The organism is Pseudomonas sp. GW823-FHT06B06 (assembly GCF_058795195.1).
The window spans coordinates 55781-78668 of record NZ_JBXAHO010000015.1; the positions used below are offsets into that span (position 1 = coordinate 55781).

Below are 22888 nucleotides of genomic sequence, written 5' to 3' on the forward strand. Positions count from 1 at the left end.
CTATCAATTATTGGGCGCTCGTATTCGATGTCCGCCCCGGGTCGGCTTCGGCCCTTCGTGGCAGGCGAATTACGACAAGGCAGCATGCCTTTCCACACCTCGTCTTTTTCACCTGATGGATCAACGCCTTGCGGCGTTGTTCAGCGAGGGCTATTTAATGGGTGTCAAAATCAAACGATGGAACATAGCCTGCGCCGAGCAGATGTGGACACTTCGACGACACAAAATCATCACTTAATAAATCATCCGGACTTTTATACCGACTCGTGAAAACCCCAGTGATATTTAAAAGAGTATGTGGCAAGGATGATATGCTGATTTTCTGACTCTCTCTTTCCCTCAGCTTTAAAAGCTTGAGCGATTGCTGGCTTGAAACATTATCGGACGCCCAGATAAATGCCGAAACCGGGAGGTCATATTTATTGCCAATTCCATGACCCAAGAGCCCTCGACTGTCATCCATCATGTTTTCACCATGATCCGATGAATAAAACAAGACAGATGGTTTTTTGCTTAACTTCAATTGATCAATAATTGCGCTTAATAGCCAGTCCGTATATAAAATACTGTTATCATATTCTGCGGTAATTTTGTCCTTGAAGCTGTTTGTTGACGGCTGGAATTTATCAAAATGTTCTGGATATCGGCGTGAATACTCAAAATGACTACCCTTGACATGAATAAATATGGCTTTCTTTTCTGTATCGCTTTTTTTTAGTATTTTTTCATATTCTGAAATTAATGCTCCATCATAGCTTCTCTCGAAATATTGACGGTACTGTGCCTCTGCAGCTATTTGTGGAATTATTCCTCCAAAACTATCAACTTCCTGTACAGACAACCAATAGGTCATGTACCCGGCTGCGCGATATATACTCACCAATGATTTTGTTGATACAATGGATTCCCAATCCCATATAGGCTCAAGACTCAGCATTGAAGGAACCGCGAACGAGGTATATGGGGCTGTCGTGCAAATATTGTTAAACTTGAAAATCCCCGCCTGCTTACCGAGATTTGGGGTTGTTTCCTTGTTATAACCGTAGAGGGACCAGTTGTGCGGCCGTGATGACTCACCGATCACAAAAACAATGGTTTCTATATTTGATTGATTCGACATGCTGGTTATTTTTACATCAGATTCTCGACGGCGCTTGATAAGTTTCTCCGTCCCCAAATACAAGTTTGCAGTAAGGGCCATTTGCGATAAATAACCTACTGGCGTGCTTTGATCTTTTGCAAGGAGATCCATGACTGCAGATTTCCCGAGAGAATTAAGTTTGACGGTTTTATAAAAATACGCCCCATACCCCACTAGCAAGGCGCTAACAACCAGAACAAAAATACCTTTGTTTTTATATAATTCGCGCTTATGCAGGCCTATTAATCCAGCCCCATAGCAAATAACAAAGATCACCAAAACGATACTGATGGACTGCCAATAGGTCGGTAAAAATTCGCTGGCCTCCTTATGGTTTGTCAAGCCAATAAACATATAGGCCGCTGTTAATTTCGAGTTGAAATTTAAAACCAAAAAGAGATCAACAGCTGCCAGCAAATAAAATGGCAGCAGAATGATGTGAACTTTGAATTGATTGGATGAAATAAATCTAATCGCCAAAAGCCACAACACCGACATGCCAAGGGTGTAAAAGACCAACAAATCAATTTTAGAGTATTGATAGTTTGTTAGCGTTCTAACAATCAACGGTGAAAGCAGATATGACCACAGTACTAAATTTGGCCATTCTGCTTTTAGAATTTTAGATGAGTAATCGATAATTTTGGCGGAGTTTTTCATTTGATAATTATTCTCGCAGGACACCCACATGCCTCCTCAGAGGGTAGCTCCAATTGGCGCGCTCGCTGTATCCTGTTAAAAATATTCTCTCCTTTGGCGACCAAACGTAGCGAGTCTCGGCTATTGCCAGCAAGCTTGTCGCGAAAAATCCAACTTGCAGAGCCCTCGAGGGCACGCTAACCCTCCAGGCGCCGCAAGGCTTGACACTGTTACCCTAGGCATTCTGGGGCAAATGAAGAAGCAGCCCGCGACCTACCTTGATGGCCGTTATACAATCAAGTTCGACGGCGTGCAGGGTTCGAACTGACGTTGCAATCTGTGCTTGCACAGCAATAGTGCCCAGGAAATCGGAGACAGCCCCTTATATAAATAATCAATCAGGCTTCTTATAAATTCGCTAATTTCGCTTGATTACATGAAAACGGCCACGTCAACACCAACTAAGTCGTTTGCGCTGGAGCCTCCGTCATGCCTTCGAAAACTTGCGCTTTATCGAAAGCGTTTCGCCGAAGCCGGTGCGCCCCCGACGACCTCGAATCCCTCGATGACCCGGCGAAATTTCCATTTACGTGCAACAGCGATCTACGCGACAACTGTGCAGGAGCAACGTCTGGTCCCGCGCACGCGCAACCGCATAGCCAACTGATCGGCAGTCAGTTACCCGCCCAGACCCTCGATGTACGCCTCTGCCGCTGTAACTGCAGCGCTTGCGCCTGCTTGATCGGTTGCGGACGCAGCGCCTGAATGCCACGCAAGACATCACGTACCCGCGACGCTTTGGTCGGGTCATCGAAGCCGCATTGCTGTTGCCACTGAGCCATAGCCGCCAGGTGCGTGCGCGGTGTTGCTGGACAATTGAGCGCCATAGGCCGCCAGGTAGCGCGCCGGCAGCACCCCCGCCCCACTCCGTTTCAAAGTGCTCGACCGCTTGCGCATGGCGCCGCTCGTACTGTCGCTGCGCGCCGCTGGCAGTGGCGGCGCCGACGAAGGTGCACCGGGTCCGCGAGGCTGGGCGCCTAACGCTTATGCGGCTTACGCGAGGGACCTGGACGGTAACAAGTTGGCGGCTTACTGCTTCAAGGCCGCGTAAGCCGCATTGGCGCTGCGCTTAAATAGGAACATGGTTACTTCGCGAGTTGGCCGGTGACCCTGTTCCACCTTTTGTGTAGCGGGCAGCCGGTTGAATCCACAGCCCGCGGGAGACGCTCATACCAGAGCGCCTTTTGAGCGGGCTTTCCAGTGTGTTAAGTGGAGGTACCGAACAACCCACCGCCGCAACAGTGACAGCACCGGACAAGGCAATTACAATTTGATTAACATCCAGCGACTTGAGCGATTGAATACCCCATGGAAAGCAAGACTGCGCGCCTCACTGTGCTCATTGATCCCGTCAAGAAAAAAGCTTTCGAGGACCTCTGTGCAGCACAAGACCTGACGTCTTCGCAGGTGGTCCGCCAACTGATTCGTGACTACCTGGACACTCACGGCGCCAGCTATTCGACCAAGAGCAAGCATGCCACCAGCACCAAGTCATAACTACGACGGACAGTAGTCTCTAGAGAGTCGACGTACCCTCTACATGACTGACAGCTTTAGCCAACGCAGTGTTGAAGTCGGCGTGGTAATGCTCCGGACCAATTTCTTGCAGGATACCCACCCTATCGAGCTTGTTGAGCACCTTCGTGTTCGCTTCGCAGAGCTTCACCACGATATGCCGCTTGTGCAGCTGCTGAATAACCTCCTCCAACACTTGCAAGCCCGTGATATCCATAAACGGTACGCGCTTCAGACGGATAATCAGCAGGTTTGGGTCAGTGTGGGTCTGAGCTATCACACGCTCGAAGGTCTCGGCCGCAGCAAAAAACAATGGCCCTTCAATCGTATAAATCAAAAGCCCTGGCGGTAGGCGAGTATGGCCATTGGTCCTCAGCTCTTCTTCAAGCTCGTGCTCCACGACCTGTTGCACTTCCACCGATGAGGCCATGCGGCGCATGAAGTGCAGCATCGCAAGAATGACGCCGATATTCACGGCGATCACCAAGTCACTGAACACCGTGAGGCTGAAAGTGATGAGCAGGATCGATACGTCTGCGCGTGGGGCTCGTTGGACCATGCGTTTGAAGTGCTTCAACTCGCTCATGTTGTATGCGACCACGAATAGAATGGCAGCCAGGGCGCACAGTGGGATGTTTGAGGCTAGAGGTGCCAGGAACAGAACAATAAGCACCAAGGTGACTGCATGCGTAATGCCGGCCAGCGGGCTCGTACCGCCGTTACGGATATTGGTTGCAGTACGGGCAATGGCCCCGGTAGCTGCAAAGCCGCCAAACAATGGTGTGACCAGGTTGGCGACCCCCTGACCGATCAGCTCCTGATTGGAATCGTGCTTGGTGCCCGCCATGCCATCGGCCACCATCGCGGACAGCAGTGATTCGATTGCTCCAAGCATGGCGATAGTGAACGCCGGACCAATCAAATCGATGACGCGGGACGGCGTGATTTCAGGCAGGCTCAACGCTGGCAAGCCTTGAGGTATACCACCGAATGCACTGCCAATCGTGGCTACCCCCTCGAAATGAAAGGTTGACTGTATTGCTGTAGCGACCGCCATTGCGACCAGCGGCCCAGGCACCCGTTTGAGACCGGGAATTCTGGACGCGGTGATGACCAGGAAAAGGCTAAGTAGCGCCAGCAGGGTGGTGACCATGTGAAGATCCGGCAGGGCCTGTAGCAGATGCCAGAGCTTTTCATGGAAATGCTCTCCACTGATCGTCGGTAAACCGAAAAAGTCTTTCCACTGCCCGATCCAGATGATCACACCGATGCCCGCGGTGAATCCGACAATCACCGGGTCGGGGATAAACTTGATGATCGCACCGAGCCGTGCCATCCCCAGCAATAACAAGATGGCCCCCGCCATCATCGTGGCGATTTGCAGACCGTCAACGCCATGCTTGGCCGTGACCCCCGCCAGAATCACGATGAACGCACCTGTCGGTCCGGCGATCTGCAAGCGGCTTCCCCCAAAGAGTGAAACCAGCAGACCACCGATGATTGCGGTGTAAATGCCTTGCTCAGGTTTGACGCCAGATGCAATGGCAAACGCCATTGCCAGAGGGAGCGCCACGACCCCGACGATCACGCCAGACACCATATTTCGAAGCCAGTGTTCTCGCCCCAACAACCCCGCCTTCCATGCCTCACCTATCGCAATCATGGCTAGCCCCTCAGTGGATGCATGTGCATAATATTAACATACAGTGATAATTCAAATGCCCTAGATCCACTGCTTCGAGCGGCTGGAGATGTTTATAGTGAAAGCTCAGATGGAGCTGGGCGGGCATGCACTGCAAATAGAGAATTTTGAGAGCGCGCGTAGCGTGGTGACCGACATGAATCGTAAAACTGTGCAAACCAAACATGCCGAAGGCGTGACCTTCGACACCCATGTGATCGCAAACCCGACCAACCCCAAGGAGTGGATAGTGTTCTTCAAGAAGGACGCTGGCAGGAGTTATTTCTTGGTTGATGACAACGAGGAGGTCGAGTCTTTTGGGCATCTGGATGACTTGATCGCCGAGCTTCGAGACCTGGGCCTCAAGACCGCTGAAATCCACTTTTAACCCTTGGATCACGCTTTGGAGACATGATCATGTCAGTGAAGATCGAGTATCTGCCAAGCTCTGCCAGCACAGCCGCGTTGATCAGGCCGCGAGTGTCGGAGCCACCGCTCGCGCACACCACCAGATAATCGACACTCGCCGCCAGTGCTTGTACATCGTTACACCAGCGATAGGGCACATCAGCCTTTCGCGTGCGCCCCGTATACGCAATGCTCATACCGAACGCCTGGGCTCGCAAAGCCACTGCTCTGCCAATCCTTTTCGTCGAGCAGCGAATACGAGTGGCAGTCAAAATGCTCGCGCAGGCGGATGATCAATCTATCGGGCAAGCGCGACAGCAGTAGCAAGGTGGGTTTCATCGCGTGGTCACTCTCGACAAGGTTCAAGGCACCAGCGGCATGGGCGTCCGCCATGCCGCCGCGACTGGAGAGGAAGGCTTACTCAAGAACGCCTGGATCGCGCCGGATTTCCTCGCGAGCCATGGCTTCCCACAGGAATGGAAACCCATTGGCATCGGTGCGCCCTCCCGTTGCAACCGCGACGCTGGCGGGCAACGGTGAGCCGCCGCCGAGCATTTCGACATGCCAGGCCAAGCGGCTGCGCCACTCCAGGGTGATGGCGCGCAAATGTGCCTGGCGAATGCCGTTGGCCACCACCAGTACGCCATGGTTGGCGAGCAACGCCCATTTTTGCGTTCCAAGAGCGTCCACGACGGCACGGCCTCGCTCTGTGTCTTCAACGGTGCCCTGATACTCGTCGTAGAGCACTGGGTCCGTGTCGACCAAGGCGGACGTCTGGTCATAGATCGGTGGAACACGCCCGGCCGCCGACCACACCGATCCCCACTGTGGGTGGTTGTGGATCACTACGCCGACATCATGCCGGGCGTTATGTACATCAATGTGCAGGTTGATGGCCGGGGTGATGTTCCACTGCCCTTCGATCACCGTGCCTTGTGGATCGAGGCGCACGATATCCGAGGCGGTCACTTCACCCCAGGTCAGCTCCCATGGGTTGGCCAGGTAAGTGCCGTCGTCCTGGCGAACGGTGATGTGGCCGGCGATGTGGTCGTTATAACCCTCGCGATACAACACCCGGCACAGCAATGCCACGGCCTGGTGCGGTGTCAATTCGGGCAGCAGCGCATGGCGACCCGGCTTGGGCGCGTAGCGGGCCAGCAATTCCTTGTTCAGCGTGTCCTTCAACATAGCTGTTTCCTCTTCTGCGACTGTCAAAAGCTGTGATTGACCCAACAATGGATTACCCGTGGAAAGGTCCGCGAGCGAATACCGAGGTGCGCTGCATGCGCCGTTGGTGCGGTTGATAGTCCAGGATGGCGTTGTGGAGCACGCTGCGGTTGTCCCAGAGCACCATGTCACCGACGCGCCAGCGATGGCGGAAACCGAATTGAACGTGTTGGCAGTGCGCATGCAGGTAGGCAAGGATGGCGTCGCCCTCGGGGACCGCCAGGCCGTCGATGTGGGTGGTGTAGGTGGGGCTCAGGTACAGCGCCTTGCGTCCTGTCACCGGGTGCCGAGTGACCAGCGGATGCAGGTGTCGTCGGTTTGCCTTGATGACCTCGACATAGCGCTCGTGCGTGACCACGTTTTGGCGCAGCGCCGTCGTCATGGGTCCGTTCATGTCATGCCAGGCGCTGAGGCCTTCGAGGTAGTGCTTCATGCGTTCGGACAGCGCGTCGTAGGCCGTGGTCATGCTGATCCAGCAGGTGTCGCCACCACACGGCGGCAGGATCTGGGCGTGAGTCATGGTGACAATCGGCGGGCTGGGCAGGAAGCTCTCGTCGTGGTGCCACATATCAGCTCGATCGCCCAGTTTGGAGTCGATCACGGTGATTTGTTCAAAGCCCTCACCCAGGTTCGGGTAGAAGGTGTGTACTTCCGGCTCACCGAAATACCGTGCAATCGCCAGATGTTGCTCCGGCTTAAGCCCTGGGACGTGCAACACGACGGCTTCATGCTTGATGAGTACGGCCTCGAGCGCCGCCAGCGTTTCTGGCAAAACGACTGAAGCCGGATCCAGGTCAAGCACTTCGGCACCCAGGCTTGGGCCAAGGGGCCGGACGGTGAAAAATGAAGACATGGGCAATCTCCCGGTAGGTTGGAACATCCGATCTCATGGGCGCATCACTACGCGTTTGAACGATGTCTGATCGACGAAAACGATCATACTCAGGTCGCGACTGCTGGAATATTCGCATTCCGGAAGCGCCTAAAAACCAAATTAACTTATTGATTAAATTGATAAATATTGAATTTTTAGTACCGCGCGAAATACAACACTCGGATTTCCATGAACAAGAAAGGCCCTGATACCAGGATGGCCCCACACGCTTCGCCGGAGCAGCTTCCCGCGTTACGCAAGCGTCCGACCCAGTCACGCTCTCGCGCACTGGTCGAAGCCGTGGAGCAGGCGTGCCTGCGGATTCTGGATGAGGCCGGGGAGCAAGCGCTGACTGTCGCCCGCATCGCGGAAATATCAGGGGTCGCCGTTGGCTCGATCTACCAATATTTCCCCAACAAGGACGCGATTGTCGCCTTGCTGTACGAGCGTGTTCTCGACGAGGAATCGGAGGAGCTACTGAGGGTGCGCGAACGGCTGGTTGGCATGCCATTGAAGTCGGCACTGCGCGATATTCTGGCCAACATCATTCGTGTCGAAACGCGCCTGTTCAAATTGAACAAGGCCTTTCACTTGCGCTACCACTGTGCCCTTCATCTGGGAATGTGGCGTGGCCCTTACCGCACGACGGGTGAATTCATCGAAGCGACCTGGCTGCCGCTCCTGCATCTGTATGAGCACGAGATCAGCACGGAGCACCCTGCCCTGGCGGCTTATCTGCTCGGGCAGGGGTTGCGCAGTGTGATCCGCTCGATACTGGAAGACATGCCGGCGCAGCTTGAGCATCCGGCCTTGCTCGACAGCCTGGTCGCCATGGCCATCGGTTGCCTGCGTCCATCTGCAGTCGACTGACTGGCGGACATACAGCAGTCCGGTAAGAGCCCCGTTTTTACACACTCTGGGCCAAAAGAGGTCATTGGATTTTGCTGGCAGACGGCACCAAACCAGCGGCGAGTGCCTCCAATAATGCACTGACCTTGGGAAGCGCCTGACGGCTCTTTGGCCAAATCAGATTGATCGCCAGGCCATCGGTGGCCAAGTGGGGAAGCACTTCAACCAATGTCCCCTCTTCAAGCTGACGTTTGATCAACCATGTGGGTAACTGCGCGATCCCGCATCCCGCCGATACCGCGATCACCAGTCCTTCGCCATCTCCCACAACGAACTTTGCAGCTATCGCCCTGCGTTCAATTTCGCCCGGGTGCTTTCCCGAAAAACTCCAAGGGCTAACCGTTCCATCCGCCCAGCCGTAAGCGATGCATTGATGCCGTTCCAGATCGCGATCGGTCACAGGTGTGCCGTGCTTACTCAAATATTCGGGAGACGCACAGAAGATATGCCACTCACTGCCCAGGTAGCGGTGCTCCAATGCGGCGGGCCAAACGTCCGAACCGCCGATGCGTACGACGATGTCGACACCTTCCTCGATAGGGTCGATGAAACGGTCGGAAAACGAAATATGCGGGAGCAGCAGCGCATGTTCCTGGGCGAATTGCAGAATAACCGGAAGTGCCTGGAGGCGGCCGAATGCACCTGGAAGGTCAATGCGAATCCTGCCGCGAGGCTCAGTGTTTTCGGCAAGTAGGGACAGTTCAGCCTCTTCGAGGTCAGCCAGCACACCTGTACATGTGCGATAGAACGCAATCCCCGCATCTGTCAGCGACAAGCTTCGAGTTGTGCGATGGAACAACCGAGTCCCAAGCCTGCTCTCCAATCGAGCGATCCCTTTGCTGATGGCCGAAGCCGTCAGGTTCATCCGCTCGGCAGCGCCTTTGAAACTGCCGGAGTCGGCGACGCAGACAAATACATCAATGCCCTTTAATCGTTCGGAGGAAAACATGGACGCCCGCATTCATGAATTGAGTTCTGTCGACAGGATAAAAAACATCATAAATCAGAACACAATTCCCCAGTAAGCTAGATTCGCGCATCAATCAACACTGTGCGACTGACGAACACCCTAAAAACAACCTGCTGAACGATGAGGCAAGGATGCTGACCACGCTAAAAAATTATCCGACGACAATAAATTTGCTGCTGTCAGCATCCCTGATATTGACCCTGGCGCGAGCAATCACCCTGCCCTATCTGGTCATTTACCTTTCCGGCAGTTTCAGCTTGAGCGTCGCCGATATCGGCCTGGTTGTGGGCAGCACACTGATCATCGGCTCGTTATTGAGTCTTTACGGTGGCTTTCTTGTCGACAAGATGTCCAGTTACCGGCTGATCCTGGGCTTTAGTGGGGTGTTCACGCTGGGGTTTCTCGGGACGTTCCTGGCTCGCGATCTTTGGCTGTTCTACAGCTGCCTGGTACTGATCAACCTGGCTTATGCGGTCATTGATATCGCGGTCAAATCAGGATTTGGCAGCCTGCTTCCCGTCACTGATCGCAGCGAAGTTTTCTCGATCAAATATACCCTGACCAATATCGGGTATGCCGTCGGCCCGTTTCTTGGCGCTGCCATGGCCAAGCTGGATATCAGCTTGCCATTCCTGTTGTCTGCCGGGCTTGGAGCGGGATTCTTCTTCATCTATTTCGTTTGGGGCAACAGATACCTGAACGCTACCGATGAAGTTCAGCAACCAGTACCGTTTCTGGCCGTGGGAAAACTGTTACTGCAGGATTATCGGTTGGTGTGTTTCACCCTTGGAGGGCTACTCAGTGCAGTGGTCTTTGGCCAGTTCACCGCCTATCTCTCGCAGTATCTGGTGGTCATTGCTACCCCAGAATCCACCTACCAGATCATCAGTACCGTTGTGGCGACCAATGCGCTGATGGTGATCAGCTTGCAATACGCCATAGGCAGAAGGATCTCTCACAGACACCTGAATCTGTGGCTGGCCGCAGGGCTGAGTATGTTCATGATGGGCCTGGCGGGTTTTGCCCAGTCGACCTCTATTCTGCTCTGGGTCATCTCCATGGCCATTTTCACGGTCGGCGAGATCATCGTATTCCCCGTCGAGTACATGTTCATCGACAGAATCGCTCCGGACAACCTGCGCGGCATGTATTACGGAGCACAAAACCTGTCCAATCTCGGCGCGGCACTGGGACCGGTGCTTTGCGGAGTCGTATTGGCGACTCAACCTCCCCACTACATCTTCTACATGCTTGCGCTCTTCATTGTTGCAGGGGGAATGTTTTACATCCTGGGAGCTACCCATTTGAGCGCTACAACGGACAAGGAGCCTGATTGATGGTAAGCGTCCGGCAATGTCGTCTAGGCAGTTACGTAGACTTTGAGAGGGTGCCCGACTATGCGGACACCATCTCTGGCTAACTAGGCGCCTGGGCTTATCGATATTTCGGGTGCGTGGCTGACTGGAAAGTTTACCGAACGAGCAATGAAGCATTTTTCATGAGCTATTTTGTGCAGCGTCTGAGCTTTAGCGATTTCAGAACCCGATGCCAGGATCACTTTTGGCCTCAAAATAACTGAGGTGAACTGACCAGCGCCGTTGCTCTCCTCGACCATTGTTCCTTGAGCGTTGTCCTCGTAGGCCACCACAACGATCCCTGCCTCAGCGCAAAGGCCAAGGTACCAAAGCTTGTGACACGCAGATAAGGATGCCAAGAGCAATTCCTCGGGATTCCAGCGCGTGGGGTCTCCTCGAAAACTGGGATCGGACGACCCCTCTATTGGTGTTTTGCCGTTAGCTGCAATTACGTGCGCCCGGCTGTATCCCCGATAAGATGACGTTCCTGTCCCGTTGTTGCCGGCCCAAGTTACCTGAACTTCGTACTCGTGCGCTTTATCTACCATTGATCCCTCCTGGAAAAGTTTTCGAAAATTCCGTTAAAAAACGGACTCATTGAGCAAGCACCCATCGATAAGGTAGCAGCTCCATAATCTCACTGGCTCGCTGCGTAGGCAGGCGAGTGAGGACGTCCTTCAAATAATCATACGGATCATGCCCGTTGAGTCGCGCCGACTGGATCAGGCTCATGATCACCGCCGCCCGTTTGCCGCTGCGTAGTGACCCTGCGAAGAGCCAGTTTTTGCGACCCAACGCCCACGGCCGAATTTGGTTCTCGGCCCAATTATTGTCAATGGGTACGGCCCCGTGAACTGGCTGGTGGCGTAGGCCCAGACATAGGCGCGATGGGTCTTCTTCGCGCCTGGGGTGAGCATCTGTACCGGCGTTTCGTCGGCATGGATTATGTTCTGCCCAAGCACCACCTCGCGAAGTGCGTCGACCAGAGGCTGCAACTGCACACCGCTCACGCCAATCCATTGCGCTAGGGTTGAACGTGGGATGGCCAAACCGGCGCGACCAAAAATCGATTCCTGACGGTAAAGGGGCAAATGGTCGGCATACTTCGCGATCATGACGTGGGCCAGCAACCCGGCTGTCGGGATACCCTTATCGATGACCTGTGCCGGCACCGGCGCTTGAATCAGCGTTTCGCAGTCATCACAGACCCACTTGCCACGGACATGGCGTTCGACGGTAAACACGCCCGGCGTGTAGTCCAGTTTTTCGCTGACATCTTCACCGATACGCTTGAGTGCGCAGCCGCAAGGACAATGAGTGTTTTCCGGTTCATGGTGGATCAGCGTGCGTGGGAACTCCGGCGGCAACGCCGAGCGCTTGGGCTTTTGCTTTTTCTCGATTGCAGGCGAAGGTGTTTGCAAGGCCTGAAGCTCTGCTTCAACCTCCGCGATATCGGTATCAATCAAATCGTCCAGCAAGCTGGCCTGTTGCGGATTCATCTGTTCGCTACGCTTGGCAAACTTCAAGCGCTTGAGCTGCGCAATCTCAGTGGTCAGTTTCTCGATAACCGTTTGGTCGCGGTGAATCTTTTTGCCCATTGTCTCGACTGTCTGATCGAGACATTCCACACGCTGCATCAGCTGCGCTGCCAGAGTGCGCATTTGTTCAGGAGTTAAGTGGTCGAGATTGGGCAGAGAAGTCATCCCGCCGATTTTGCCAGAGCGGACGAAAACCGACGACAGGCTGATTGGACAATTGCACGGCAAGGCTGGAGGTGGCAGAGATTACAGGATGGAAATCGCGTAGCCTGGCCCGACTCTTTGCCAAGGCAAACCCAGCACCAGAGCATGCAGTTGCTCAGCGGCCAACTCTATCTGCGAGCCGTGCCGAGAACCGGGCCAGAGAAACCTGCCCTGATGCAGGCGACGGGCCGCTAGCCAGATGCCCAGCCCATCATGCACCAGCACTTTCATGCGATTGGCGCGGCGGTTGGCAAACAGATAAGCACAGTGCGGCTGCGCCGCACCGAACACCGCGACTACCCGCGCAAGCGTGGTTTCGGTGCCGGCGCGCATGTCCATGGGCTCGGTGGCGAGCCAGATGGAGTCGATGCGGATCATCGCAACAGGTCTCGCAGAAAGGTCGCACAGGCCGCCGCGTTTTCAGTCGGCCAGTTTACTTTGACGGTGCCGCGAGGGTGTGGGATTTCGAGGCAAATAGTCGCAGAGTTGATATCTGATCGTGACGTCGGCGACGGTAATGTCAGCGGAATAAAGGCAGGTTGCAGGGCAATAGTTTTTTGCGATTGCAGCCGAATCCACTTATGGACGAGGTTTGCGTTGAGGTTGCGGCCCAGCGCGACGCTGGCAATCGATGCGCCAGGTTCGGAGCACTCTTGAATGACTCCAGCTTTGAATGATTTGGAGTAGGAACGGCGTTGTGGCTGCATGAAAGACCCGCTTAAAAGGCTAGAAATGGTGTCCACTTAAATTTAAGTGCACACCATCGCCCTTTGGCGTCGGGGTCAGGAAGGTGTGTTCGCCGGACGCATACGATTGATGCGTCGGGAAAACGTGTTGGTTAATGGGCATCAGAAATAACTGTGTGTGTCGACGCGATGGCTGATACCTTCCCCGCGCTCCAAATCGCGTCCAATTGACGCCGATCCCATCAAGGAAGATAAAAACAATGAAAGGCCAATAAAAGCAAACCGCCTACACCCGATCTGACAACGTCCGCTTTCAAAAAACGATTGGATGATTATCCGGGGGTGATTGTCTCTTCGATAATACTTCGCCCAAATGGCGACTTGATTCCAAGAACCTTGCGCGAGAATGGTGTAAAGCTATCGCCGCACTCATGGAGCGTTAAGGATCTGCGCGATTTGAATCAATACATGGGCGGTGTGATTTCACAAAACCGATGAACTTTTAAGTGCCTGGTCCTGGCGCCAACGCTTGACTCTGTCCCTTGGGGCAACCCCTACCCTGCCTTGTCCATTTCAGGTTCCGCCGTCAGCGGATAAGGCAATCGAATGAATACACTATCGCTGGTCACTGGTGCCAATGGGCATCTGGGCAACACCCTGGTCAGGGCACTGCTCGCCCGGGGGCAACACGTGCGCGGCGGATGGCTTTGGCAGTGCACCCCGACAACCTGGCCAGTTCACCTATGTACATGTGACGCTCCTCCCTGATCCAGCTACGACCCGCAGTTTACTGGCTGTGGCTGGATGTTGTCCTGGTGCAGGCGGTGTTCATGCAGAATCGGTGAGCGGCACCGCGACAGGCAGAAAATGGCCAGAAGCGTCGACACGATGGCCGATAGGGTCACTAGTTGTCGCCTTCCCTGCAAACAGTTGGCTAAACCGTTGGTACTGTTCCGCCATCGATAACGAACTCACTTCCCGTGATAGATGCCGCACGCTGTGAAGCCAAGAAACAGATCAGGTCAGCAACTTCGGAGGGCGTCGATGGGCGTCCGAGCGGGATACCTCCAAGTGCTTTCATGATTATGTCCTTACCTCCTTGATAGTCAGTACCTGCCTCCTGTGCGAGTCGCTCGGCTAATGCGACCGACGCTTCGGTTTCAACCCAGCCCGGCGAAACCCGCACTACGCGAACGCCTTTGGGCGAAACCTCTTTCGATAAACTTTTGCTGTATGCCGAAAGCGCTGCCTTGGCCGCCGCGTAGGCTGTTGTAGATTCCGGCAGTGGCAGCCGACTCTGGATGGAGGTGACGTGGATGACAACCCCTTCCTTGCGCTCGAGCATTCCCGGGAGCAGAGCGCGATCAAGGCGCACCGCCGGCAATAGGTTCAGGCTGAGCTCTCGTTGCCAGTGCTCCTCGTCCAGCGCGGCAAAACCGCCGCCAGGTGCCGACGAACCACCGAGGACGTGGATCATTATGTCTACGCCGCCTAACCGCTCCTGGATCGCGGCGATCAGCACATCACAACCTTCCCGGGTCGAAAGATCCGCCGCAATCAGAAGAGCGCCCGACAGTTCAACGTCTACCTGCCTGGCCGAAGTAATTACCTTCGCGCCCTCGGCCAGTAGCAACTCGACGACAGCCTTGCCGATGCCTTTGGTGCCACCGGTGACCAGGACCCGCTTGCCAGTCAAACCTGGATTCAGCATGGCGTGATCTCCAGGGAACGGATTCGACCGCCTTCCAGCGTGAAGGCGTGACTCAGTTGAACCGGGCTACCGGGGAAATTCCCGACAAGGTTCGCAATGACCATCAGTCTGCTCTGTCCTTGCAGGGCTTGGATTGGTTTGACCTGATAATTGAAGGCCTTGCGGGCATCCTGTTGCCAGGCTTTGATATCAGCGATTCCTTCGTATGTTTTTCTCTCATCGCATACCGTGGCGTCAGAGCAGAAGCAGCTAGAAAGTTGTGCTGCATCGCCACCATTGCTGACCGCAAAGTACATCTGCACGACGTCGGGAAGCTGGAGGGTCATGTTTTCGTTCTCCTGAATCTGGTTGTATGAAGCGATCTTGGGCGTTTTTTTAAACGAGCCTGATGCAATGAGGCCTCAATCTCGGTCGAGCATCAGGAGATCAATCCCAGTTTCGCTGCCTTGAAGGTGGCCGCCGCTCGGGTCGAGCATTCTAGTTTTCGGAAGATACTTTCCACGTGCGTGCGAACGGTGCTCGGGCTTATTTCCAGTAACCTCGCCACTTTCTTGTTGTTGGCGCCATCGCTGATCTCCCTGAGAATGCGACGCTCGCGCCCAGTGAGTAAAAGCCCACCCGGCTGCTGAATCTGCTGCTCGCCCTGCGCAGCCAGCCTCAGCGACGCATTACATGCTTGAGGTGGCGAGAATTCAGCAGCAACCAGATCGCTTCCGCTGACGATGTCAAAGTACGTCTCGACGCTGCTGACAGGCTGAAGGCTCATTCGCTGATCTCCTGGATGGATTCCCTGCAGCGATCTTGCTGCCTGACGGATAGTTTGTTCAACTGGGACAAACCTTTATGACCAATCCCGAAATTCAGGATAATCCATGTCACACGACCGTTTTGGCCTTAGCGAGCTGGACGCAGTTATAGCGGTCGCCCGCAGGGGGTCGTTTCGGCAAGCCGCGATCGATCTCCACATCTCCACCACCGCGTTGAGCAACACCATTGCGCAACTGGAAGCCCGCCTCGAATCGCGGTTGTTCAATCGCACTACCCGTAGCGTGGCCATCACAGAAGCGGGCAGGATATTTCTCGAACAGGTGGGGCCCGCCTTGCAGGATTTGCGTGCCGCACTCGATGCCGTGCGATCGCATAATGCCGGGCCCTCGGGCACGCTGCGCTTCAATGCGTTTGCCAGCGCTGCCCGATCAGCGCTCATGCCCCTGGTGATGGAGTTCTTGCAGCATCATTTGAAAATACACATCGATGTCGTCACCGAAGGTCGTCTGGTGGACATCGTTGCTGACTGCTTCGATTTCGGCGTGCGCTCGGAAAGTCTCGTTCCGAACGACATGATTATGATCCCCCTCGGCCCGCCACAAAGGTACGCCGTGGTCGGTTCGCAGGCGTACTTTGAAAAACACGGCAAACCGCGAACTCCATCCGAGCTGCTCCAGCATCGGTGCATTCGCGTCCGACTACCGAATGGGGGGATTTTCCCGTGGTATTTCGAGCGAGACGCAGAAGTGACGCGTCTCGATGTGAGCGGGCCGCTTACGCTGGATGAACCTAGTCTGGTCAAGGTGGCGGTGCAGGAAGGCATGGGGCTCGGCTTTTTCATGGAACAGGACGTTCACCACGAAATCCGCGCCGGACAGTTCGTGCGGGTTCTCGAAGAATGGACACCGCCCAGAGACAAGCTGTGCCTGTACTACCCGAACCGCCGCAACCCCTCTGCGGCAGCCAAGGCATTCATCGAACTGGCACGCGCCCATCAAGCCGATCAGGACGGGCTCGCATGATTAAGGCGTAACCCGGACGTAGCTCAGGCAATCAATCCCAGTGTCAGCCCCTTCAAGGTGGCGGCTGCCCGGGTGGAGCATTCCAGTTTGCGAAAGATGCTTTCCATGTGCGTACGAACCGTGCTCGGACTGATGTCCAGCAGCTGCGCCACCCGCTTGTTGCTGGCGCCCCGGCTGATCTCCAGCAGGATGCGGCATTCGCGAGTCGTCAGTATCGAAGCCTTCGGTTGACGCATCCGACGCTCGCCACCTGCGGCGGCAATGACTGCTTCGCAAATATCGTTGTCGAACAAACCACTGTCCGCATCGTGTTTGAGTAACCTGGCTGCATCCGCTTCGCCGTGGGCAGGCCGCCAAGGCCTGGCTTCCCTTAACGCGACCCAGGCGACCGACGTGGCGAACAGGCGATATTCGGCACACAGCGCATCACCCGCCACGCCTCGAAAATAGCCACTGCCGTTGAGCCGCTCATAAGCATGGGTTGCAATCTCTGCGGGCACGGCCAGTTCAGTGATAGGTCTGAGGGCCTGTTGCGTCCAGTAAGGGACAAGGCGCACCCGCTCCGAAGCGCCGTATGGCAGCGTCCCTGCGGTATTCCAAAGGTGGTTCGAAACGGCTGCCCGGCCGAGACCGTAGATGAACGCGGATTTACCAATTTCTGTCAAAATGGGTTCACGCAGCCCCCACAGGCGTGCAGCTTCCACGGCGACATGCGCTACCTGTCGCGAATGCCCTGCCAACCAAGGGAGCTTCAAGTCGATTATGTCTCCCACCAGCGACAGTGAGACGCAACGTTGCTCAGGTGCGTGGTCAACCGTTTTCGAAAGCGTTTCCAAACTCGCCAGCCAGTCCTTTGCGTTCTCCAGAAGCAACGATACCAGCGACGCTGGATAGCGCCGATCCGACTGCTCTCTGATCCAGCGTAGCGCCGCGTCCGGGCCGTGTGCGCGACTGAGAATATCCAGATCGCCTGCCAGCACTACCTGATAGGCGACGTCTGGAATGTGCTCATGGGTCAGACCCAGCGGCCGTCCGGTGCCGTCGTAGGTTTCGAACACGCGACACAAACCCGCCTCGACGGCGGCACCGAGCTGGAGCGTTTTAGCGATTGTTCCTGATACCTCACAGTGCACGACGGCAAGCGGGGTCGCCTGATGCACCGCGTTCATTTGCTCATTGCCCAGCGTCAAGTCGAGCATCGCGCGGCGGCCATCGACGTCATCGCCCAGAAGGTCCGCAAAGCCTTCGGCATTGGCGGTGCAACCGGACCAGCGCAGCAAGGCAACCTGTTCCGCTACCTTCAAGTGCTCACCGTCGCCGTGCCGGGCCTGCGCCAGCATCCGCGCCAGTGCGGCAACGCGCCGGGAATGACCGAGTGGTTGGCCCATGCTGAGATCACCGATCTGGGCGATCGTCGCCAGTGCCCCGTCCAGGGAGATGTCCAGTTGCAACGCACTATCCATGAAAAATGTCCCGGGGTCGGATAATTGACCGATGCCCTCAACGCAGGCCAGTCAGCAGAATTTGAACTCCCGAACAGGAGCTCATCCAATGAAAACATTCAAATCGAAAGTCGCTACAGTCGCCTTCGCACTCGCTGGTACCTTCATCGCAAGCGCCAGCCACGCGCAGGATACAACGCCTTCCGTGGTGATCGTACACGGCGCGTTCGCCGACGGCTCCGACTGGGCCAAAGTGGTGCCACTGCTTCAGGCCAAAGGAGTGGCCGTTACGGTCGTGCAAAACCCGCTCACCTCGCTTGCCGACGATGTTGCCGCTACGCGCCGCGCGTTGAGCAACCAGCAGGGCAAGGTAGTTCTTGTCGGGCATTCTTGGGGCGGTACTGTGATTACCGAGGCCGGTAGCGACCAGAAGGTCAGCGCGCTGGTATATGTCGCCGCCTTCGCGCCAGAGGCGGGGCAAACCAGCGGCGAACAAGGTAAAGGCGCGCCCACGCCCCCTGGCATCAGTCAGATCAAGGCAGACGGCAACGGCTTCCTCTACCTGACGCCTGAAGGCATGGCCAAGGATTTCGCCCAGGATCTCCCGGCAGGGCAAACAGCCGTCATGACCGCCACCCAAGGTCCCATCAAGGCATCTGCCTTCGAAGATAAAACGACCGTGTCGTCCTGGAAGGCCAAACCGTCCTGGTATCTGCTCGCCACAGAAGACCGGATGATTCACCCCGACGTCCAGCGCTCTGCCGCCAAGCGTATCGGTGCCACCCTTTCAGAGGTGCACACCAGCCATGTTCCCCAGCAGTCGCAGCCCGCTGAGGTCGCCGCAGTGATTCTCAAGGCAGTGCACAGCGTTGGCGAGCAGTGATCGCTGCATCGATACGGAGCGGGCGCATGAAAAATCTACATGATCAACACTATGACTTCATTGTATGTGGTGCAGGTACGGCGGGCTGCGTGGTCGCTGCCCGTCTTGCCGATCAGAAAAGCGCACGCGTCTTGCTGATTGAGGCTGGCGAAGAGTACACGGGCCCCGAGGTTGCCGAACCGGCGCTATGGCCGATGAATCTCGGTTCAAAGCGCGACTGGGCATTCGAGGGGCAACCCAATCCACACCTCAATGGTCGACGGCTACCCCTGAGCATGGGTAAGGGACTCGGCGGTGGCTCCAGCATCAATGTGATGGTCTGGTCGCGAGGGCACCGCTCCGATTGGGACCATTTCGCTGCCGAGTCCGGCGACCCGGCCTGGGGCTACGACTCGGTACTCAATTACTACCGCCGGATCGAGAACTGGCAAGGCAGCCCTGATGCCACTCGGCGTGGTTCAGGTGGACCGGTGCATGTCGAACAGCCGGCCACACCTCAGCCCCTCGCGTGGGCAACGCTGGAGGCGGCCAGCCGTCTGGGCATCCCCAGATTCGACAGTCCCAATGGGGAAATGATGGAAGGCCCGGGCGGGGTCGCCATTACCGACCTGCGCATTAAGCAGGGCAAGCGCGAATCCGTTTACGACTCCTACATCAGGCCACGGTTGCACTATCCAAACTTGACGGTTCTGACAGGAGCACTGGTGACCCGCGTATTGTTTGTCGGTACACGGGCAATCGGTGTGGAGGTGGTGATCGCAGGCGAACGGCAGTGCTTCCATGCCGCAGCCGAGGTCATCCTGTCCATGGGCGCGGTGCAAACACCCAAAGTGCTCATGCAATCGGGAATCGGCCCGGAAGACGAACTGCGAAACCACGGCATTGCACCGATCCATCACCTCCCCGGCGTGGGCGAGAATCTACAGGACCATCTGGCCTTTGGCTGTACGTGGGAGTACATGCAACCCCAGGCAGTCGGTAGCGGCGGGTGCGAAACCACTTTGTACTGGAAAAGCGACAGTCGCCTGGAAGTCCCGGACCTGTTGCAGTGTCAGCTGGCGTTTGCGGTGCCGTCTCCGCCTGAGGTCGCAATTGAGCCGCCACAACATGGCTGGACAATGTTCGCAGGGCTGGCCAGGCCTGCCAGTCGAGGACGCTTGCGCCTGTCGGGCGCCGGGCCGCTGAATGCCCCACTCATTGAGCCGAACTCCCTGAGTGCGCCCGAGGATATGAAAGCGGCGTATGCGTCGATCGAGCTGTGCAGGGCACTCGGTAACAGCGAAGCCTTCAATGGGCTGGTCAAACGCGAAGTTGTGCCCGGGCCGAAAGAACATCGCGCTATGGAGCAGTTCATCCGCGACTCTGCCGTGACTTACTGGCACCAGTGCTGCACCGCTAAAATGGGCCGAGATGCAATGTCAGTGGTCGACCATCAACTGCGTGTGTATGGGATCGATAAGCTGCGCATTGCGGATGCCTCGATCATGCCGCGAATTACCATTGGCAATACGATGGCGCCGTGCGTCGTCATCGGCGAACGAGCAGCAGATCTCATCCTCTCCGCGCACGGAGTAATCGCAGCGGCCACAGCGCCGGACGGTAGTTCGTGAGAATACTGACAAACCCCTGGCTCGCTGGCAGATATTGGCCGATTTCTGCCTGTCGCAAAGGGCAGAAATCGGCCAGAACCGGTCAATCGCTCAAGCCACTTAAAAACCACTGATTGCCAAAGTAAACAGAATCCGAAAATAGCTCACTCGGTCGAAGGGACGGATGCTCTTCTGCCCAAGCGGATTAGTTCATTGGAGAAACACAGGCCGACGATGATCAGTGCCGCTCCCGCGTACAGGCTTTCGCGCGGTACTTCATTGAGCGCCACAAACGCCAGCAGCGCGGCGAAAAGTGGCTCGGTGAGCTCCAGCGCTTGCACTTGGGATGGCTTGAGATACTCGATGGCCTTGGTGGTGCAGAAGAAGCCCAGGATTGTCGGCAGCGTGGCCAGCGCCAGCAGCGCGGCGATCGCCAACGACGACAACTCGCCGATCGCGAAACCATCGGCCGCAGCCGGCATCAGCAGGTACAGGCTGCCAAAGAACAACAATTGCCGGGTGAAATGCAGCCCACCCGACACTCCCATACGCTTCATGGCAACCGAAAAGGCTCCATAGCCGGAGCCGGCCATGGAGGCGAGCGCAGCACCTTGCAGGGTAAAGCCCTGCTGCAGGTCGCCGCCGAAGATCACCGAGATCCCGGCGATGGCCAGTGCGGCGCCAACGGTAGCGTTCGCGGTGATGGCATCCTTGAGGACAATGCGCCCAAGGATGATCGAGGAAATAGAGGCACTGGCCATCAGCACCACCACCACACCTGCCGCAGCGTAGTGTCGATAGGCGGCCGTTTCGAAATGGAACAGCACGAAGATGCCAAGGAATGCGCAGATAGCCGCCTGAGTCCATTTGGTCGACGCCGCCGGGCGCTTGAGGAAAAACAGTAAGATCGAGAGAAGCACGCAACCCAGTACGGTCTTGATGACAGCGACACTGCTAGCGGTGAAACCATTACTCATGAGTACTTTGCTGAGTACACCGATCGTTGCGTTCAGTGCCGCAGCGGAGAGTGCAAATATGACGCCTTTGCTGAAAGTAGATTGCATTGATGACGATCCCTGTCGCTGAATTGTCGTTCGATGGAATGGCGGGGCTAACGACTTTGTCACCCCCAAGGTAGAAGTCAGAGGGCCTGGCCCTTGGTTATGCAATACGAGTTGATGAACGTTGCAGTGTGCTGCAACGACTGACGTATATCCGGCTTGGCTATTCCATGCCTGTTGGCAAATTGCTCGACCGCCGCTGTATCAAAACGAGTGGTCTGGATAAAGTCCAAGGCTTCGGGTTTTGTATTCAAAAACCGCGCGACGGGAGGAATACTCAGTAGCCACTTCAGCAATCGGAGTGAAATGTAATGCCTGGGAGACTTTAAGCCCAAAGGTTTTGCCACCTGTACCAGGAGTTCTCGCAAGTTGGGAGTTCGGTCATCAAGCGCCAGTAGTTCCTGGCCCACCATGGCAGGATCAAAAGCACAAACCGCCACCAGCTCAACCAGGTAATCCACGGTGACCAGTGGCAGCCAGTGCTCGGCGGTACCGGGTACTGCAGTCAGCTTTCCCTGCACAAGGTTGCGTATCAGCTCTACCAGCGGCTGACCGTCAAGAATATGCCCCGTGCGGCTGTGGCCACAAACCGTCGCGGGGTGGACAACGGTCATCTCCCCGCCCTTGGCGGACATGACCTCCAGGGTCGCAAAATGCGCCTCCAGCTTGCTCCCCTCGTAACCACCGACACGTCGGTAGACGGCAGGCCAATTCGTCAGCTGCGGATAACGAGGATCAATTCCGATGCGTTGCAGATGTTGATGATTTTTCAGCATGTAGCCGCCGATCATCACTAACCGGCTTTTTTGTTCAGCCGCCAACAGCGCCACGCGCTTTGCCCCTTCCACATTCACAGCACGAGAATGCGCCACTGAAAGCCCCCATGCGAAGTGGGCGCCCAGGTGGAATATGACACTGGCGTGCCTTAGCACTTCTCGGTCAGCAAGACTCAGCCCGAGGTCGTCCCGTTCCAGATCGCCAGCTACGGCAAATACCCGGGTTGCGCACCCGCCCAAATTGTCGACTTGCTCCCGCAGTGCAGCTAGTCGCTCTGGGCGACGCATCAACACCCGAATGGTGTGACCTTTTGCACTCAGGTTCGCCACCAAGTGTTGACCGATGAAGCCGGTACCCCCCGTGACAAAGCACTCCACGCTCATTTCCCTGCTCCTTGTTCAAGGTGAAAAATCAAGCGTAAACTATCG

At 56.0% G+C, this 22888-nt stretch carries 22 protein-coding genes and 5 pseudogenes; 10 read left to right on the forward strand and 17 right to left on the reverse strand.

Annotation, left to right across the window (positions count from 1 at the left end):
- Positions 1-154 precede the first annotated feature (154 nt).
- On the reverse strand, positions 155-1801 hold the full coding sequence (locus AC1Q8Q_RS15685) for a phosphoethanolamine transferase (RefSeq protein ID WP_168757640.1): 1647 nt from the start codon (positions 1799-1801) through the stop codon (positions 155-157).
- 428 nt (positions 1802-2229) lie between these two features.
- Here AC1Q8Q_RS15685 and AC1Q8Q_RS15690 point away from each other — a divergent pair.
- Positions 2230-2395 (forward strand): annotated as a pseudogene (locus AC1Q8Q_RS15690) (phenylacetate--CoA ligase); the annotation flags it as partial.
- A 59-nt stretch (positions 2396-2454) separates the two neighbouring features.
- Here the strand turns inward: AC1Q8Q_RS15690 and AC1Q8Q_RS15695 are convergent.
- Entirely contained in the window at positions 2455-2667 is a 213-nt protein-coding gene (locus AC1Q8Q_RS15695) for a phage integrase family protein (RefSeq protein WP_020800164.1), read from the reverse strand.
- 107 nt (positions 2668-2774) lie between these two features.
- Here AC1Q8Q_RS15695 and AC1Q8Q_RS15700 point away from each other — a divergent pair.
- Together AC1Q8Q_RS15700 and AC1Q8Q_RS15705 are read left to right on the forward strand one after the other, a co-directional pair.
- Positions 2775-2891, forward strand: a pseudogene (locus tag AC1Q8Q_RS15700) (VOC family protein); the annotation flags it as partial.
- Positions 2892-3148: 257 nt separating this feature from the next.
- A complete protein-coding gene (locus tag AC1Q8Q_RS15705) occupies positions 3149-3337 on the forward strand; it encodes a ribbon-helix-helix protein, CopG family (RefSeq protein WP_020800162.1) in 189 nt (62 codons plus the stop codon).
- Between the two features lie 19 nt (positions 3338-3356).
- On the opposite strand, the gene AC1Q8Q_RS15710 is transcribed toward AC1Q8Q_RS15705, so the two are convergent.
- Positions 3357-5018, reverse strand: coding sequence for a SulP family inorganic anion transporter (locus tag AC1Q8Q_RS15710; protein WP_168757639.1), 1662 nt, complete (start codon positions 5016-5018; stop codon positions 3357-3359).
- A 175-nt stretch (positions 5019-5193) separates the two neighbouring features.
- Between AC1Q8Q_RS15710 and AC1Q8Q_RS15715 the strand changes: the two genes are divergently transcribed.
- Entirely contained in the window at positions 5194-5424 is a 231-nt protein-coding gene (locus AC1Q8Q_RS15715) for a hypothetical protein (RefSeq protein ID WP_033039294.1), read from the forward strand.
- Here AC1Q8Q_RS15715 and AC1Q8Q_RS15720 read toward each other — a convergent pair.
- The 3 genes from AC1Q8Q_RS15720 to AC1Q8Q_RS15730 form a co-directional block, all read right to left on the reverse strand.
- Complete coding sequence (locus tag AC1Q8Q_RS15720; RefSeq protein WP_492615222.1) at positions 5399-5716, reverse strand: NAD(P)-dependent oxidoreductase; 318 nt, start codon at positions 5714-5716, stop codon at positions 5399-5401. The two genes, AC1Q8Q_RS15715 and AC1Q8Q_RS15720, sit on opposite strands and share 26 nt — an antisense overlap.
- A gap of 145 nt (positions 5717-5861) precedes the next feature.
- A complete protein-coding gene (locus tag AC1Q8Q_RS15725) occupies positions 5862-6632 on the reverse strand; it encodes a class II aldolase/adducin family protein (RefSeq protein WP_168757637.1) in 771 nt (256 codons plus the stop codon).
- 52 nt (positions 6633-6684) lie between these two features.
- A complete protein-coding gene (locus AC1Q8Q_RS15730; RefSeq protein ID WP_492615223.1) occupies positions 6685-7524 on the reverse strand; it encodes a TauD/TfdA dioxygenase family protein in 840 nt (279 codons plus the stop codon).
- Between the two features lie 210 nt (positions 7525-7734).
- Between AC1Q8Q_RS15730 and AC1Q8Q_RS15735 the strand changes: the two genes are divergently transcribed.
- Positions 7735-8415: a TetR/AcrR family transcriptional regulator gene (locus AC1Q8Q_RS15735; protein ID WP_168757635.1), complete on the forward strand. Its 681-nt coding sequence runs from the start codon at positions 7735-7737 to the stop codon at positions 8413-8415.
- Positions 8416-8476: 61 nt separating this feature from the next.
- Here the strand turns inward: AC1Q8Q_RS15735 and AC1Q8Q_RS15740 are convergent, their stop codons facing one another.
- Positions 8477-9403, reverse strand: coding sequence for a LysR family transcriptional regulator (locus AC1Q8Q_RS15740; RefSeq protein WP_168757634.1), 927 nt, complete (start codon positions 9401-9403; stop codon positions 8477-8479).
- Between the two features lie 152 nt (positions 9404-9555).
- Here AC1Q8Q_RS15740 and AC1Q8Q_RS15745 point away from each other — a divergent pair, with 152 nt between their 5' ends.
- Positions 9556-10761, forward strand: coding sequence for an MFS transporter (locus tag AC1Q8Q_RS15745; protein ID WP_492615224.1), 1206 nt, complete (start codon positions 9556-9558; stop codon positions 10759-10761).
- Positions 10762-10844: 83 nt separating this feature from the next.
- On the opposite strand, the gene AC1Q8Q_RS15750 is transcribed toward AC1Q8Q_RS15745, so the two are convergent.
- The 4 genes and pseudogenes from AC1Q8Q_RS15750 to tnpA form a co-directional block, all read right to left on the reverse strand.
- Positions 10845-11327: an OsmC family protein gene (locus AC1Q8Q_RS15750; RefSeq protein ID WP_168757632.1), complete on the reverse strand. Its 483-nt coding sequence runs from the start codon at positions 11325-11327 to the stop codon at positions 10845-10847.
- 46 nt (positions 11328-11373) lie between these two features.
- Positions 11374-12482: pseudogene (tnpC, locus tag AC1Q8Q_RS15755) on the reverse strand (IS66 family transposase).
- 81 nt (positions 12483-12563) lie between these two features.
- Positions 12564-12899 (reverse strand): IS66 family insertion sequence element accessory protein TnpB, encoded by a 336-nt coding sequence (gene tnpB / locus AC1Q8Q_RS15760; protein ID WP_033038983.1) that lies wholly within the window; start codon positions 12897-12899, stop codon positions 12564-12566.
- Positions 12896-13228 (reverse strand): IS66-like element accessory protein TnpA, encoded by a 333-nt coding sequence (gene tnpA / locus AC1Q8Q_RS15765; RefSeq protein WP_093935838.1) that lies wholly within the window; start codon positions 13226-13228, stop codon positions 12896-12898. The genes tnpB and tnpA overlap by 4 nt, the downstream gene beginning before the upstream one ends.
- A gap of 246 nt (positions 13229-13474) precedes the next feature.
- Between tnpA and AC1Q8Q_RS15770 the strand changes: the two are divergent.
- A pseudogene (locus AC1Q8Q_RS15770) lies at positions 13475-13705 on the forward strand (cytochrome c); the annotation flags it as partial.
- Positions 13706-14141: 436 nt separating this feature from the next.
- Here AC1Q8Q_RS15770 and AC1Q8Q_RS15775 read toward each other — a convergent pair.
- The 3 genes and pseudogenes from AC1Q8Q_RS15775 to AC1Q8Q_RS15785 form a co-directional block, all read right to left on the reverse strand.
- Complete coding sequence (locus AC1Q8Q_RS15775) at positions 14142-14918, reverse strand: SDR family oxidoreductase (RefSeq protein WP_083348636.1); 777 nt, start codon at positions 14916-14918, stop codon at positions 14142-14144.
- The gene (locus AC1Q8Q_RS15780) at positions 14912-15244 is read right to left on the reverse strand and encodes a nuclear transport factor 2-like protein (protein ID WP_151141387.1); all 333 of its coding nucleotides are present in this window, start codon (positions 15242-15244) and stop codon (positions 14912-14914) included. The genes AC1Q8Q_RS15775 and AC1Q8Q_RS15780 overlap by 7 nt, the downstream gene beginning before the upstream one ends.
- Before the next feature lie 92 nt (positions 15245-15336).
- Positions 15337-15597, reverse strand: a pseudogene (locus AC1Q8Q_RS15785) (response regulator transcription factor); the annotation flags it as partial.
- Positions 15598-15790: 193 nt separating this feature from the next.
- On the opposite strand from AC1Q8Q_RS15785, the gene AC1Q8Q_RS15790 reads away from it, so the two are divergent.
- Positions 15791-16708: a LysR family transcriptional regulator gene (locus AC1Q8Q_RS15790; protein ID WP_033038972.1), complete on the forward strand. Its 918-nt coding sequence runs from the start codon at positions 15791-15793 to the stop codon at positions 16706-16708.
- Between the two features lie 23 nt (positions 16709-16731).
- Here the strand turns inward: AC1Q8Q_RS15790 and AC1Q8Q_RS15795 are convergent, their stop codons facing one another.
- Positions 16732-18171, reverse strand: a complete 1440-nt coding sequence (locus tag AC1Q8Q_RS15795) for an HD domain-containing phosphohydrolase (protein ID WP_492615225.1) — start codon at positions 18169-18171, stop codon at positions 16732-16734.
- A gap of 88 nt (positions 18172-18259) precedes the next feature.
- On the opposite strand from AC1Q8Q_RS15795, the gene AC1Q8Q_RS15800 reads away from it, so the two are divergent.
- Both AC1Q8Q_RS15800 and AC1Q8Q_RS15805 read left to right on the forward strand, forming a co-directional pair.
- Positions 18260-19033, forward strand: coding sequence for an alpha/beta fold hydrolase (locus AC1Q8Q_RS15800; protein ID WP_033038968.1), 774 nt, complete (start codon positions 18260-18262; stop codon positions 19031-19033).
- 26 nt (positions 19034-19059) lie between these two features.
- Entirely contained in the window at positions 19060-20643 is a 1584-nt protein-coding gene (locus AC1Q8Q_RS15805) for a GMC family oxidoreductase (protein ID WP_489327943.1), read from the forward strand.
- A gap of 143 nt (positions 20644-20786) precedes the next feature.
- Here the strand turns inward: AC1Q8Q_RS15805 and AC1Q8Q_RS15810 are convergent, their stop codons facing one another.
- A complete protein-coding gene (locus AC1Q8Q_RS15810; RefSeq protein WP_492615226.1) occupies positions 20787-21686 on the reverse strand; it encodes a DMT family transporter in 900 nt (299 codons plus the stop codon).
- A gap of 77 nt (positions 21687-21763) precedes the next feature.
- The gene (locus AC1Q8Q_RS15815) at positions 21764-22843 is read right to left on the reverse strand and encodes an SDR family oxidoreductase (protein WP_492615227.1); all 1080 of its coding nucleotides are present in this window, start codon (positions 22841-22843) and stop codon (positions 21764-21766) included.
- Between the last annotated feature and the right edge of the window lie 45 nt (positions 22844-22888).